We start from the raw sequence: 14,348 nt of genomic DNA, 5'->3' as shown, positions 1-14,348 counted from the left end.
TTCGATAGAGGGGATCCTAGAGCGCGGGGTTATTCGCTGTCTTGCGCGCGTGCACGCAGGGAAATTTGCTTGACGTAGGCTTTGGGCGACTGCCCGGTGTGCTGGCGGAAGGCGCTGTAGAACGCCGACAACGAATTGAAACCGGCGGCGAAGGCCAGGTCGTCGACCTTTATCGGCGGTATGGCGTTATCCAGCGCTGCCAGCAAGTGCTGGAGCCGGGCCTGGTTGACGTAGCGGTAAAAGCTTTGCCCCAGCACTTGGTTGAGCAGATAGGAAATCTGGTTTCGGCTGTAGCCACACTCCTTGGCGACGCGCTGCAAATCCAATTCGGGGTCCAGGTAGGGTTGCCTGCGCTCGAAGTACTGCTGCAGGTCCTTGGCCATGTGCCCCAATTGCTGGGGCGACAGGCCCAGGCGGCTGACCGTGGGGCGCAAGGCCTGGGTGGGCTGCTCATGCACCAGTGACGCGTATTCATTGACCCGCCAGATCAACCCGTCGCGCACGGTAATGGCTTCGCTGGTACGAAACGACACCAGCCCCTGGCCGCCCCGCAACGTGATGCGGTACTGGATGAAGGCGGTGTCGCCCTCGGCACGGATGCGATCGGTGTGCTCAATGGCCTCATCGGCCTCACGGGGCATGCTGGCGTGCAGGTACTCACGCAGGTCGGCGTAACCAATGACACGGTTCTGGAAAAAGTCGTGGTACTGGATGTCCGGGTGGTAGTAGGACATTACCCCGTCCAAGTCGCGGTGGCGCCAACACAGATGGTGGCGCAACACCAGCTCACGCGTGGCGTGGGTGTGCTGGCAATCATCGTCGGCGGCGATGTCGGGCATGGGCGGTTCTGCGCTGGGTAAACCGTGGAGCTTGCCGAAATTCCACAGTGCCGACAACGGCCAATTGCGACCGCAGAGTAATGGCACTGTGCCCAATCCTGAGCAGGGCTTGACCTGCATCAACCTTATGCAAAACAACCGCCGAACGGGGCAAAAAAACTCGACTCGCGTTTGCGAACGAATGCTATTTTTAAAGCTCCGACGCCACGACCACTGACGGTCATGGCTCCCTGCCGCGAGCTAAAGGAAGCGCTCAATGAACAAGGTGGGCAACATGAACAAAGTGACGTTCCCCAACGCCTGCCAGTTGATGCGCTGGCATTTCCATCCGATGGGCTTCGAGGGCAGCATGGACGCGCCCGGCAGTATGGTCGCCCGCCTGTTCGACCGCGCCAGCGGCGAAACCCTGATTGCCATCGCCGGCATCCCCTGTGCCACGGTGATGAATGCCGCCGATGTGGAACGCATCATTGAAGCGGTGGAAGACGAGCTGGCGTCCTTTGTACCGCCGTTGTCGTTGCGGGCGTGAGGTGAAGGCGGGAACGCCCACACCTCATCCGGACAGTTGCTCCCACAGTAGAGCCGGTGCGGCTTTCAGCCGCGCTGGTCATCGAAAAATGCCTTTTTTCCATCGACCCGTTCCGAAGCCCTGGGCACATTCACAGCTTGGCCTTCGGGCTTTTCCACATACCAGTAGCACTGGCTGATGGCCCGGGTAATGCCGACGTAGGCCAGGCGCAGCACCTCGTCCTGTTGCGCCGTGTCATACGGCTCGCTGTCGCCGTCCTTGCCCAGACCCGCCATGCGATACACCTGATTCTTGTAGGGCGAACGGGTCACGTGCTGGCAATCCCCAAGCAGAAAGACCGCATCGGCCTGCAGCCCCTTGGCGCTGTGGTAGGTCAATTGCTTGAGCCTGCGCGCTTGAGGCGGCAAGCTGGAATCCACATTAACTACTGACTGAATATGATCTTGAATCAACAGCTTATCGCTGCTTTTTCGATACAGCATTAATATCGAATCACCCTTTTGGTAGTGCTCCAGCAATCGACGGCCCAGCGCTGCGTCATCACGCGCAAACACTTTGACCGGCTCCAGCGCCTTGGGCGTGCCGCTGGCCTTGGCCTTCTTGCCGGGAATCGCCGGGGCGGCCCGCACAATATGCTCGGCTGCATCAATGATGTGCTGATGGCTGCGGTAGTTCTCGCCGAGCATTACGCGGGTGGTACTCGGTGCGGGGAATTCTGTGTTGAATTGCATGAAGTATTTCGGCGAACTGCCGCGCCAGCCATAGATCGACTGCCAGTCATCCCCGACGCACAGCAGCGAAGAATGCTGTGCGCCACGCCCCACGTGCATCGCCGGGCCCCGGCTACGGATTTCGCGCAAGCTGGCCCGCAGCCACGAGACGATCTGCGGCGACACGTCCTGGAACTCGTCGATCATCAGGTGCGACAAGGGGCGCAGCAACGGATCGCTGAGCAACTTGAGGTTTTCCGGGGTGTTTTCGCCAAATAACGAGAACATGCGGTTATACGTCATGATCGGCGGCGATTGGTCGAGCAAGTGATCTTCCAGGGCCTTCCAGAAAATGCTCAGGGCCTCGAAGAAGAAGCGGTCCGGATCGTCTTTGGCAAAGCTCATCCGGCCCACGGCGGTGGGCACGTCCAGGCCGAGGTTCTCAATGAAGCCGGCCGCCATGACAAAGCTGTCGAGCAACGGTGCGCCGGCCAACTCACCTTTGACCTTGTAATCAAAGCCCGGCCCGGCGCTGGCATCTCCCGCCAGGCCGCTCGCAAGGCGCCCAGATGATTCATAACTATCGAACCAAATCAGTGGCTTACGACAGAAAGCTTGAAGCAAGGTGCGCTTTACCGCCCATTCCGCGCGTACCGACAGCTTGGCATTCGGGCGGCTGAGCTGAGGGTTTTCCCGTGGATCAAAGCCCAGCACCACCCAGGCATCCAATTCGGGGATATAGCCGTGGCAGTGAAACTGTGCGCCATTGACCTCCACGGTCTGACGGTTGGGCTCAATCCCCTTGATCGGCCAGGCGCCGGCGCGAAACCACAGGTCTTCGATCACATCGCACAGCTCTTCATCGCGCTTGGCCGCCAGTTCGGTGACCGCCGCACGTTTCTGTACATCCGGATGGTCACGCTCCAGCTCCTTGAGCTGCAGGCCCTGACGAGCCAGCGGTGCGATCAGCTCGCGGAAACGCGGGTGCTCGCCCTGCAACCGGTGATAACAGGCGTTCATCTGCTGACGCTGGGCGTCATTGATGCGCAGGTCGAAGGGGTTGCTATCGGCGTCTTCGAAGCCGGAACTGAGGTTTTCGAACGCTTGCAGGCGCTCAAAGCCCGGCAGGCTGCGCACCATCGGCAGGATGCGCGAGTGAAAGGTACGCACCACCGCCTGGGCATCTTTCATATCAAGCGGTTGGCCCCACAAGCTCATCATTTGCATGAGCTTGTGGATGAAGTCCTTGCGTGACTCGCGGGTAAAGGTCACCACCGTCATTGAGCTCAGCTCGAAGCCCAGATAATGGGTGAGCAGCAAAATGCGCAGTACCAGCGAGGTTGATTTACCGGCCCCGGCCCCGGCAATGACGGATGTCGAAGGCGTATCGCTGAAAATCATCTTCCATTGCGCCGCGCTGGGCTGGGCATGGGCCGGCAGCAACCGCGCCACGTCGGCCTTGAGACGTTTTTTCAGGTCGGCGGTCAGGGGCAACCGCCAATCGTCGAACAGGCTGTCGTCGATGCCGGGGGCTCGGTGCTCATCCGGGCGGAAATCACGAATCAACAGGACTTGTCGGCCCTCTTCGATGCCATCGGCCTTGCCTTCGCGATAGCCATACTCCACGCCGGCTTCGTGACCACTGCGAAACCCATCGGCTTGCCCGTGCAACCACGAAAACCGGTGCTGTGCGCGCAAGCGGGTCAGGCCGTGGCCAAACAAACGGGCGGCGAGGCGTTTCAACAGCGGCATTTGTGCCAGTGGGCGCAGTTCAGGGGGCAAATCAGGCTTGTGTTGCGGCACGCGGACTCCTGCGATGAGCTGGGTTTGACAGGTGCGCCATGGTCGCCGGAAACGCCGCGCAGTTCCAGCCAATTGCTGTGGCGTCATGCAGTTAGGCGATGAACTGAAAGTCAAAGCAGCGCAAACCAATCAATTTAGCTGATAGGAATCAGGCATTTTTTACGCTTTTATCGATGTTGGGCTGACGGATGATGCCGTCATCAACAGGAGGCAATCATGCTCGAACTTCGACCTTTCAAATCCCTGGGCGGCGCCCATCATGGCTGGCTTGACGCTCATCATCACTTCTCGTTCGCCGAATACCACGACCCCAAGCGCATGCACTGGGGCAACCTGCGTGTGTGGAACGACGACATCATCGCGCCAGGCACCGGCTTTCCACAGCACCCGCATCGTGACATGGAGATCATCACCTATGTGCGCGAAGGCGCGATCAGCCACGCCGACAACCTGGGCAATAAAGGCCGTACCGAAGCCGGTGATGTGCAGGTGATGAGCGCGGGTACCGGGATCGCCCACAGTGAATACAACCTGGAAGCCACGCCGACCAAGATTTTCCAGATCTGGATTATTCCCAACGAAGCCGGGCTGCCGCCGTCATGGGGGGCCAAGCCGTTTCCCAAAGGTGAGCGCGAGGGCTTTGTGACCCTGGCCAGCGGCAAGGTCGGTGACAGCGAAAGCCTGCGCATTCGCGCTGATGCGCGCCTGGTGGCGGCTAATTTGAAGGCGGGCGAAAGTGCTGAGTACCGACTCGACAGCGGCCGCCGTGCCTATCTGGTACCGGCCACGGGTGTGATTGACGTCAATGGCGTGCGTGCGCAGGCGCGAGACGGCGTGGCGGTCGAGGATGAGCAGGTGTTGCGGGTGACGGCGCTTGAGGACAGCGAGATCGTATTGGTCGATCTGGCCTGATCGAAAGGTGGGAGGGACGGTGCGACCTGCTCCCGATAGCGGTGTGTCAGTCAGCTGATTGAATAACTGTCGCACCGCTATCGGGAGCAAGCCCCTCCCACATTTTTTACAACTGTGTCAGTTGGAGCTGATTGCGCCATCTACCAGCACTTGCGCCTCTTGCACCAATTGCTTGAGGTGATCTTCGCCAATAAAGCTTTCGGCGTAGATCTTGTAGATATCCTCGGTGCCCGATGGCCGTGCGGCAAACCAGCCGTTTTCGGTCATCACCTTCAAACCGCCAATCGCCTGGTTATTGCCCGGCGCGTGGCTGAGGATCTGCTGGATGCCTTCCCCGGCGAGTTCGGTGGAGGTCACCTGCTCCGGCGACAGTTTACCCAGCAAGGCTTTCTGCGCGGGCGTGGCCTTGGCGTCCACACGAATGGCGAACGGTTCGCCCAGGGCGTCGGTCAGGCCACGGTAGATCTGGCTTGGGTCCTGGCCTTTGCGCGAGGTCATTTCCGCCGCCAGCAGCGCCGGGATCAAGCCGTCCTTGTCGGTGCTCCACACGCTGCCGTCTTTACGCAGGAACGACGCGCCGGCGCTTTCTTCGCCACCGAAACCCAACGAACCTTCGAACAAGCCGTCGGCAAACCACTTGAAGCCCACCGGCACTTCATACAGACGGCGGCCGATGCGGGCCGCCACCCGATCGATCAGGCCGCTGCTGACCACGGTCTTGCCCACGGCCGCATCGGCGCGCCAGTCAGGACGGTTCTGGAACAGGTAGTCGATGGACACCGCCAAGTAATTGTTCGGCGCCAACAGGCCGCCGGACGGGGTGACAATGCCGTGGCGGTCGTGGTCCGGATCGCAGGCGAAGGCGACGTCGAAGCGCTCCTTGAGGCCGATCAACCCCTGCATGGCATAGCTGGAGGACGGGTCCATGCGGATCTGACCGTCCCAGTCAACGCTCATAAAGCGGAAGGTGGCATCGACTTCGGTATTCACCACCTCCAGGTTCAGGCGGTAATGCTCGGCAATCGCCGACCAGTAGCGCACCCCTGCTCCGCCCAATGGGTCGACGCCCAGGCGCAGATCGGCGCTGCGGATCGCGTCCATATCGATCACGTTGACCAGGTCCGCCACGTAGGTATTGAGGTAGTCGTGACGGTGGGTTGTGTCGGCCTTGAGCGCCTGGGCATGGGAGATGCGCTTCACCCCGGCCAGCTTGTTGGCGAGCAGCTCGTTGGCCTTGGCCTCGATCCACTTGGTCACATGGGTATCGGCCGGGCCGCCGTTGGGCGGGTTGTACTTGTAGCCGCCACTTTGCGGCGGGTTGTGGGACGGTGTGATGACAATGCCGTCGGCCAGGCCGCTGGTACGGCCACGGTTGTAGCAAATAATGGCGTGGGAAATTGCCGGGGTCGGCGTGTATTCATCACCTTCAGCGAGCATCACATGCACACCGTTGGCTGCCAGGACTTCCAGGGCGCTGGCGCCGGCCGGCGTCGACAGTGCGTGGGTGTCCAGGCCGACAAACAGCGGCCCGTTGATGCCTTGGGCTTCGCGATACAGGCAGATCGCCTGGCTGATGGCCAGCACGTGCCATTCGTTGAAGCTCAGCTCGAACGAGCTGCCACGGTGCCCGGACGTACCGAAGGCCACGCGCTGGGTGGAGATCGCTGCATCAGGCTGGCCGGTGTAGTAGGCCGTGATCAGTCGCGGGATATCCACCAGCAACTGGGCCGGCGCCGGTTTGCCCGCAAAAGGACTGATTGTCATGCATAAACCTCGGAAAGAAGGATGTGGAAAAATGGCAGTTTACTGAGAGTTGGACTACTGCGCGACGGTATCGATCCTACAACACAAATAGAAATTTCACCCAGTCTGCGCCTGGCGCAAGGCGTCGCTCAATGCCGCCAGGGCAATGTCCAGATTAGGGTGGCCATGGAAGGTGTGGCTCACGCGCAGGTTCTGGTGATGCAAGCCGCTGACGCTGAACAACTCACCGGGTGCAACCACCACTTGCTGTACCAGCAAACGCTGGAATACCTGGCGCATATCCACGGCACGCGTGGAGGCCAGCCAGAACGCCGCCCCAGCCGCCGGCATTCGAAAACTCACCTGCCCTCCCAACTGTTGCTCCAGGCGCAGGCTCATCCGCACCGCTTGTTCGCCGAGCTGTTGGCGCAGCGTGCGCAGGTGCTGATCGAAACGCCCGCTTTGATGTAAGCGGGCGATGGCACGTTGGCGAATCGACGACAAGCGAAATGAGCGCAACAGGAATTGACGCTGCAACTCAACGCCCAGGCGCCGCGCCAGCAAAAAACCATAGGGGGCTTCCGAGCCGAGCAGTTTTTCGAATGAAGAGAACACGATCACCCGGTCAGGGTTCACCAGATCGCGCAACGCCGTGTGGGACGTATCGAAACTCAGCCGGCCGAAGGTGTCGTTTTCCAGCAGCCAGCAATCGTGTTGGCTCAGCAGCCGCGCCACTTCCAGCCGCTCGTAGAGCGACATCGTCACCCCCGAAGGCAAGCTGACCGTGGAAGAGAACATCACCAGGTGCACCGCTTCGTCGCGCAGCAGCCGCTCCAGGGTCGGGCGGTCCAGGCTACCCTCGGGTGTCCAGGGCAACTCAAGGATGCGCACCCCGGCGTCCTGGAACAGGCGCAGGATGAGCCAGTCACAAGGTGACTCCACGATGACCGTGCTGCCCCGCAGGCCCAGCACTTCAATCAGGATGTCCAGCACGCCGCGCAGGTCGGCACCGATGTACACATTGTCGGCGTGCCAGCAGTGGGTGGGCGACGAGGTGTAACGTGCGGCCAATGCGGCCTGTAATTCCCAGACCCCGTACGGCTGGGACCAGGGCTGCAAGTTTTCCGGGTACTGGCGCACCAGTTCGCGTTCCAGGCGCAGCAGGGCTGTGTCCAGTGAGGCCAGCAACGCGGGCTCATCGCCACTGAGCACGGCCATGCCGGGGCGTCGGGCTGCCGCGTAGAGGCGGTCGAGCAAATCCCCACCTGCCCACGCCGAGGGGTTGGCAGACATGGGCCAGGCGTAATAACCGGACTTGGCCACCGAATACACACGGCCTTCTTTTTCCAGCAACGCATAGGCGTACTGGATCGTCGAGATCGACACGTTCAGGCGCCCGGCCAACTGCCGCAATGACGGCAGCTTTACGCGGGTATCAGTACTGACCTCGTTGATCAGGGTAATCATGTAGCGGTAGACCGCCTGATACGCGAAGTCCGCCTGACGCTCGCCGCGCAGGGTCATTGCCCGGACGAATGCACGGCCAGGGCGGCGCCGTGGGTTGCAGGGGCACGCCGTGCGCCATGGACGTCGACAAGGGGACGTTTGCGATACAGGTGCTGCAACAGCGGCAAGGGCACGCCGCTGGTGTCCGTGACCCACTGTTGCAGCATATCGGCGGACGGCTTGCCCTGAGCACCTTGTGCAGTTCCGGCAGCGCCACCAGCATGCCCGGATGGCACTGGCGCAAATAGCTTTCCAGGCGCTCGCCATGATGAATGAACGGCGAAAACAACAGGCAGATCAGTTGGGTTTCATCCAGGCCGAAGAATGACTCGGCAAAAGTGCTTGAGAGCAAGCGCCCTTCAGCCGTGCCGGCCTGGGCGAGCAGTTCTTGGGGCATATGCAGGCCAAGCATGTACGGCGTTGCCTGCTGGATAAAATCTTCGACGCCCTCGGCGTAGTCCAGATCCCGCAGGCACTCAGCCTGCAGCCCGCGCAAATGGGCCATCAACAGCGGGTTGGAATAAGCCGGGTGCGTGAAGTGAAAACCCAGCGGGTCGGGGGTGTAGGCCATGAACTCAGTCAACAAGGACGATGAGCCCAGGTCGACGTCCTCCAGCAGGTCTGCCACACCGATGTAGGCGAGGTGGCGGTGGCTGGCCTTGCTGGGATCGTCATGGGCGACATAGTGGTCGCCGAATGCATCACGGTAATAACCGCTGCTCCACTCCTCCATTCGGGCGAACAATGCGTTGAGCGATAGCGCGCGGCCTTTGGCTATCGGCATACCGGCGCCCACGGCGGCTTTCTTGAGCCAGGCGAGAAACTGGCCTTGCTTGCGCGGGGAGTCACCGCTGACCAGCGCATGAACGCCGCCATTGCAGGTGGTGACACGCTGATAGAAGTCCTCAAGGGCCAGGTATGTGTCGTTGCACAGCATGGCGCGGCAGTCTCCGGAACTCAGGTGCCCGATCAACAACCTGGCGCGCCGGCTGATGTCTCGGGCCACTGGTGAGGCCGGGCGCAGGTGATTGAAGGGTTGTACCTCGTGGTTTTCCACCATTTAACAACTCCACGCGCGGGTCGTCGTGGAGGAACAAACGGCCATAGCCCCGATTGAGGGTGTCCAATTGGCTTTCCGTGATGCCCGTATGACGCAGCGTTGCGACCCGCAGGTGAAAGGTACGGGGCGCACGCCCGGCAATGGTCAACTGGGCGGCGCGCAACAGCGCCAGGGTGTAGCTGCTGACTTCACCCGCCATGGGCCAACAGTATTTTGAAATCCCCACCTGCTCCATGCCCCCTGCCGCCACAACGATGCGCTGTACCAATAACTGGAGTGCCGTTCGCCCGGAGCGACTGAAGTGCCCAATCAAACGCTGCAGAACTTGTTGGTAAACATGGTTCATCGCCTGCTCGTGAATAGTGCTCATAGTTCTACTACCTGAGTTGAAAGATCAAGCAACTGCTGGACAGTGCGTGCTCGACTTATTTTGCGTGTGGGAAAATCGCGCATTGCCTCGTGCGTCGATAAATAAACACTAGCAGCCTGTTGCCAAATCCCTGGGGGGCTTTGGCCAGCATCCAGCAGCCAGCACACGCACACAAGCTGCTGATATTTATGAGATAATTTAATACTCCCAATACCCTTAAGACCATTCCTACAGTTTCCTACAGTGTTTTAGCCAGCGTTTTAAAGAAGCTTCCGACAAAGCATTAAAAACAACTTTTCGATATAGGGGCTAGCGACTTTTATAGAAACACCTATGCGCTGCGCACGCAGAAGCCCTGCCTAGAGTTCGAATAACTAGCGGTGACCGCGTCATTGAATCAATCATTGCTCAATCCTTGAGATGAAAGTGAAGGCGTAATTATCAGTGCTGGAATAATGATTAATAGATACAGAACTTGGCCAAAAACCAGTGCAGATGAACAGGCGTGGCTGCATAAAAAGCGCACACACAACAACGCCGCGCTGTGATTCAGCGCGGCGTCAGGGACCAAGAGCAGGATTCAGGGGGCTAATGCGCCGAACGGTACCTATGGCGCCCGCAGGTTAAGCCCTGACAAATGGCGCATTTGCCCCATTCGTTGAGAGACTGGAGCATTCATTTGCGAATACTCCTACAGCTCAAACAGCTTCAACCTGCAATGCCACACGCTCGCGGCACGGGCATTCGTCCATATAGCGGTGCGCTTCGACGAATTGGCTGAACGGAAACACGGTAGTTTTCAGCGGCACAAGCACACGGTCAGCGGTCAACTGGTTGATATCACGCAACGCACGTTGCAGTGCAACCTGGTCCTGGATGATGCCCAGTTCCGGTTTTCCGGTGAAATTACCGATGCAGTGCACAAAGAACTGAATATTCTTCTGGAACGCCGCGCACGCCGGGAAGGGTGTCTGGTTACCGCCCTGCAGGCCATACAGCACCAGGCTGCCGCGCGGAGCCAGCACATCGCCAAGCAGCGACATCTGCGGGCCACCCAAGCCATCGAATACCACGTCAACGCCGCGGTTGTCGGTGAACTTGTTGATTTGCATCAGCAGGTCCTGTTCTTCGGTGACGATGACCTTCTCCGCACCGAGAGACAGCAGGTATTCACGCTCGTCACTGTTTTTGGTCGCCGCGATCACCTGCACACCCAGGGCTTTGCCCAGTTGTACGAACGAAGGACCGGCGCAATGACTGGCGTCGGTGACCAGCGCAAATTGCCCCGGTTTGACCCGGGCCAAGTCCATATAAGCAAAGTAGGCAATCAACAGCGGTGTGTAATGCACACTCGCTTGAATCGGACTCAAGACGTCCGGGTAGCGGGTCAGGGCCGAACGGGGCAGGACGATCTGTTCGCCATACACAGGGTAATCGTTGGGGCTCTCGGCCGGAAAACTGGCCACTTTATCGCCCACGGCCAGATCATCCACGCCGTCACCCAGGGCTACCACGACCCCGGCCATTTCATGGCCCAGGCCAGAAGGAAGACGTGCATGGGAAGACGCCAGGTTCTGGCGCCACAAAATGTCATACCAGCTGATGCCAATCGCTTCGACACGCACCTGCACTTCGCCCGGCGCGGGCTGTGCGGCTGCATGCTCTTCGCACTTGAGCACCTCGGCCGGACCAAACTTGTGAAAACGAATCGTGCGGGACATCGCAAACCTCGCCAAAGTAACCTCTAATGCCATGAACTCTATCTGGGCTTTCCAGGTAAGGCCACCGGTCGCCGTTAATAGTCGACATGTCTGTCATTGATTCCGCATGTGAGGAATAGACCTCAGGCGTCGTGGGAAAACTCCATTGACCTGTAGGAAAACTCAATTAGCCGGTGCAGAGTACCAGCCTTTCCCCGTAAGATTCACGCCGGGCATTGTTCCTATATGACCGCTCTCGTCAAGTTCGCTGACTCTTCCAGGACACAAGATGAACCGTAACGACCTGCGTCGTGTCGACCTTAACCTCTTGATCGTATTCGAAACCTTGATGCACGAGCGCAGCGTGACCCGCGCCGCCGAGAAACTCTTCCTCGGTCAGCCGGCCATCAGCGCGGCGCTGTCACGCCTGCGCGGGTTGTTCGATGACCCGCTGTTTGTGCGCACCGGCCGCAGCATGGAACCGTCGGCCCGCGCCGTAGAGATCTTCGCCCTGCTCTCCCCGGCCCTGGACTCGATCTCCACCGCCGTCAGCCGCGCCGCCGAGTTCGACCCTGCTACCAGCACCGCGGTGTTTCGCATTGGCCTGTCCGATGACGTTGAATTCGCCCTGCTGCCTCAACTGCTCAAACGCCTGCGCGCGGAAGCCCCCGGCATTGTGCTGGTGGTGCGCCGCGTCAACTACATCCTGATGCCGGGCCTGCTGGCCTCCGGCGAAATCTCCATCGGCGTCAGCTACACCGCCGACCTGCCGGCCAACGCCAAGCGCAAAGTACTGCGCCGCAGCCTGCCCAAACTGCTGCGCGCCGACAGCGTGCCCGGCTCCTTGAGCCTGGACGACTTCTGCGCCCGCCCTCATGCCCTGGTGTCGTTTGCCGGTGACTTGAGCGGCTTTATCGACGAAGAGCTGGAAAAACTCGATCGCAAACGCCACGTGGTACTGGCCGTACCGCAGTTCAATGGGTTGGGCACGCTGCTCGCAGGCACGGACATCCTGGCCACCGTGCCGGACTACGCCGCTGAAGCACTGACCTCGGCAGGCGGCTTGCGCGCCGAAGACCCGCCATTGCCGGTGCGCAGCTTTGAACTGCACATGGCGTGGCGCGGCTCGCAGGACAATGATCCGGGGGAGCGGTGGTTGAGGTCGCGGATTCAGATGTTCTTTGGCGACCCCGATAGTTTGTAACTGGGTACATAGCCCCCGTACGGCGCGGGTGGGTCGGGGAGTACGACACCGCGTTAGGCAAGCTTTGCGCACGAGCTCATGCGGGCTCCTTGTGATGGACAGACCGTCGGGAGCCGACAGCCTGCCCTCCGGAAACCTGCGGTTTACTTGCCCAGAATGTTCTTCAACGCAGCGGTATGGCCGGCCGGGTCGTTTACGCTGGACATCACTTCGATAACGGTGATCGTCTGATCGTTCATCGTCATCAACGAGGCCACCAGTAGTTTCAGGCCGTTGAAATCGTCGGTGCCGTCCAGGCGGTACATCTTCAAGCCATTCACCTGAATGGTCTTCTCGCTAGTCGTGCGAAAGTTGGGTGACGCGGCCTGCTGCTTTTCTTTCAAGGTATCCACGGCAAGGCGAAACGCAGCGTCCGGGGTGGTGCCCGCAGTCGACGCCGGACCTTCGGTAACGATGATGGCCTGCTCGCTTTTCGGATCGAAGTACATCGCGCCGCCGTTCTCGCTGTTCAAGGTGCGGGCCTCGACGCCTTTCAGCACGAACTTCAGCTTGCCGCCTGCCAGGGACACCGATTGCATGTCCGCTGCCGCCATAGCGGTTTTGTCAGGCAGCGCAGCAACTGCCATGGAGGCCGCGCCGCTCAAGGCAGCAAGCACGCACAAGGAACGGGTCCAGCCCAACAGCACATGTTTCGACATTAATAGCGCCTTTGTTTTCAGGCCGTCGAATACCGACGGCCTATCCTGCGAACAGCCTAGCTTAGTTGCCTGCTCACTTGCCCAGGATGTTGTTCACCGCCGCAGCGTGTCGCTCATATTTGCGGTCAGCATGGGGGTTGATACTTTTCGCGAAGAGCACCCGGTTTTAGGGGGTCGTGTTGGGGTATAAGTCAGTTCGATAAAAGGCAGTACCCCTATGTCGCGCTCAAACAGATCCATTCAGGCAGTACCTCTGTCAGGCGTTTTGTTTCAGTTGCGCGAAGTAACGTTCCACTTCGCCGGACAACCAATGGGAGAATTCGCGTTGTTTGTCTTGCGAACTTTCCCTGGGTGGCCACACCAGCCAATAGGGGTAGGCGTACGGCGCACTGACGTCACACAGCTGAACCAGCTCGCCCCGCTCGATAGCGTCATGTACCAGGCTGCGCCGCTCCAGCGCGATGCCTTGCCCCAGGCGAACGGCTTCCAATACCAGGTTGGAATCATTGCTGCATAACCCCTTGCGCGCGTCGCCCATCTTGACGCCGGCCGCTTCGCACCAGGGCAACCACGATTCAGTGTTGTAGATGATCGGGCTGTCGATGATTTCTTGCGGCGTCTGCGGCAGGCGTCCGCCATTGAAATGGGGAGCGGCAACTACCACGACTTCATCGTGAAACAACAGTTTTTGCTCGACGCCCTCCCAATCACCCTTGCCCATGCGGATGCCGATATCCACCGACTCCTGATGCAGGTTGGAAATTGTCAGGCTGGCTTGCAGGCGAATGCTGATATGCGGGTAAAGCTGCTGAAAACCCGGTAGGCGCGGTATCAACCACGACCGGCCGAACGACGGCAGAACCGCCACCACCAACTCCCCCATCTTGGGCTGGGCCTGGATCAATCGAGTGGCCTCGGCGATGTCGCCCAGGGCTTTACGAATCTGCAGCGCATACAGTCGCCCATCCTCGCTGACACGCAAGCCCCGCCCTTCGCGCACAAATAGCGTCAACCCGACAATCTCCTCCAGTACCTTGATCTGCTGGCTGACAGCTGAATGCGTGACGTGCAATTCCTTGGCGGCGAGGGTGACGCTTCCCAACCGGGAAGTGGCTTCGAAACTGCGCAGGCAGGTCAAGGGAGGAAATGCACTCATGTAAGCCAACCTAACCTTTCTCGGTAATATTTATCGATATTTTGCGGCCCGAACACAGGCTAAAGTAATCTCAAATTAACAATCCTGCCAGCCACAGGGTCTTTCCGCGCCACCCTCA

General features: G+C 59.8%; 10 protein-coding genes and 1 pseudogene. 3 read left to right on the top strand and 8 right to left on the bottom strand.

Translation table 11 applies throughout. The features are described 5' to 3' along the window. Positions 1–29: 29 nt before the first annotated feature. Positions 30–839 carry a helix-turn-helix transcriptional regulator gene (locus AB4O25_RS04695; protein ID WP_460150943.1) on the bottom strand — a complete coding sequence of 270 codons (810 nt, stop codon included), beginning with the start codon at positions 837–839 and terminating at the stop codon, positions 30–32. 256 nt (positions 840–1,095) lie between these two features. On the opposite strand from AB4O25_RS04695, the gene AB4O25_RS04690 reads away from it, so the two are divergent. Next, entirely contained in the window at positions 1,096–1,368 is a 273-nt protein-coding gene (locus AB4O25_RS04690; RefSeq protein WP_003174017.1) for a DUF1652 domain-containing protein, read from the top strand. Between the two features lie 65 nt (positions 1,369–1,433). Here AB4O25_RS04690 and AB4O25_RS04685 read toward each other — a convergent pair whose 3' ends face one another. Then, positions 1,434–3,881, bottom strand: coding sequence for a UvrD-helicase domain-containing protein (locus AB4O25_RS04685; protein WP_460150575.1), 2,448 nt, complete (start codon positions 3,879–3,881; stop codon positions 1,434–1,436). A 216-nt stretch (positions 3,882–4,097) separates the two neighbouring features. Between AB4O25_RS04685 and AB4O25_RS04680 the strand changes: the two genes are divergently transcribed. After that, on the top strand, positions 4,098–4,793 hold the full coding sequence (locus tag AB4O25_RS04680) for a pirin family protein (protein WP_017530625.1): 696 nt from the start codon (positions 4,098–4,100) through the stop codon (positions 4,791–4,793). Between the two features lie 117 nt (positions 4,794–4,910). Here AB4O25_RS04680 and pgm read toward each other — a convergent pair whose 3' ends face one another. The 4 genes and pseudogenes from pgm to AB4O25_RS04660 all read right to left on the bottom strand — a co-directional run bounded on the left by pgm (position 4,911) and on the right by AB4O25_RS04660 (position 11,193). Continuing rightward, positions 4,911–6,557: a phosphoglucomutase (alpha-D-glucose-1,6-bisphosphate-dependent) gene (gene pgm / locus AB4O25_RS04675; RefSeq protein WP_460150574.1), complete on the bottom strand. Its 1,647-nt coding sequence runs from the start codon at positions 6,555–6,557 to the stop codon at positions 4,911–4,913. A 96-nt stretch (positions 6,558–6,653) separates the two neighbouring features. Then, complete coding sequence (locus tag AB4O25_RS04670) at positions 6,654–8,060, bottom strand: aminotransferase-like domain-containing protein (protein WP_460150573.1); 1,407 nt, start codon at positions 8,058–8,060, stop codon at positions 6,654–6,656. Then, positions 8,057–9,472 (bottom strand): annotated as a pseudogene (locus tag AB4O25_RS04665) (hypothetical protein). The gene AB4O25_RS04670 and the pseudogene AB4O25_RS04665 overlap by 4 nt, the downstream one beginning before the upstream one ends. 698 nt (positions 9,473–10,170) lie before the next feature. Beyond that, entirely contained in the window at positions 10,171–11,193 is a 1,023-nt protein-coding gene (locus tag AB4O25_RS04660) for a zinc-dependent alcohol dehydrogenase family protein (protein ID WP_460150572.1), read from the bottom strand. Between the two features lie 268 nt (positions 11,194–11,461). On the opposite strand from AB4O25_RS04660, the gene AB4O25_RS04655 reads away from it, so the two are divergent. Beyond that, complete coding sequence (locus tag AB4O25_RS04655; protein WP_028616088.1) at positions 11,462–12,376, top strand: LysR family transcriptional regulator; 915 nt, start codon at positions 11,462–11,464, stop codon at positions 12,374–12,376. Positions 12,377–12,519: 143 nt separating this feature from the next. Here the strand turns inward: AB4O25_RS04655 and AB4O25_RS04650 are convergent, their stop codons facing one another. Then, on the bottom strand, positions 12,520–13,074 hold the full coding sequence (locus AB4O25_RS04650) for a DcrB/PsbP domain-containing protein (protein WP_460150571.1): 555 nt from the start codon (positions 13,072–13,074) through the stop codon (positions 12,520–12,522). Positions 13,075–13,330: 256 nt separating this feature from the next. Further along, on the bottom strand, positions 13,331–14,230 hold the full coding sequence (locus AB4O25_RS04645; RefSeq protein WP_068931823.1) for a LysR substrate-binding domain-containing protein: 900 nt from the start codon (positions 14,228–14,230) through the stop codon (positions 13,331–13,333). Positions 14,231–14,348 lie beyond the last annotated feature (118 nt).

The sequence above is a fragment of the Pseudomonas sp. S3_A03 genome (assembly GCF_054668275.1).
Note: the sequence above shows the minus strand (reverse complement) of the source record. Positions and strands in the feature narration are given on the sequence as shown.

Excerpts from the sequence above, each read along its gene's own strand:
- AB4O25_RS04690 (WP_003174017.1), top strand. The coding sequence starts at position 1,096 with ATGAACAAGGTGGGCAACATGAACAAAGTGACGTTCCCCAACGCCTGC.
- AB4O25_RS04670 (WP_460150573.1), bottom strand. The coding sequence starts at position 8,060 with ATGACCCTGCGCGGCGAGCGTCAGGCGGACTTCGCGTATCAGGCGGTC.
- AB4O25_RS04695 (WP_460150943.1), bottom strand. The coding sequence starts at position 839 with ATGCCCGACATCGCCGCCGACGATGATTGCCAGCACACCCACGCCACG.
- AB4O25_RS04650 (WP_460150571.1), bottom strand. The coding sequence starts at position 13,074 with ATGTCGAAACATGTGCTGTTGGGCTGGACCCGTTCCTTGTGCGTGCTT.
- AB4O25_RS04680 (WP_017530625.1), top strand. The coding sequence starts at position 4,098 with ATGCTCGAACTTCGACCTTTCAAATCCCTGGGCGGCGCCCATCATGGC.
- AB4O25_RS04655 (WP_028616088.1), top strand. The coding sequence starts at position 11,462 with ATGAACCGTAACGACCTGCGTCGTGTCGACCTTAACCTCTTGATCGTA.
- AB4O25_RS04645 (WP_068931823.1), bottom strand. The coding sequence starts at position 14,230 with ATGAGTGCATTTCCTCCCTTGACCTGCCTGCGCAGTTTCGAAGCCACT.
- pgm (WP_460150574.1), bottom strand. The coding sequence starts at position 6,557 with ATGACAATCAGTCCTTTTGCGGGCAAACCGGCGCCGGCCCAGTTGCTG.
- AB4O25_RS04660 (WP_460150572.1), bottom strand. The coding sequence starts at position 11,193 with ATGTCCCGCACGATTCGTTTTCACAAGTTTGGTCCGGCCGAGGTGCTC.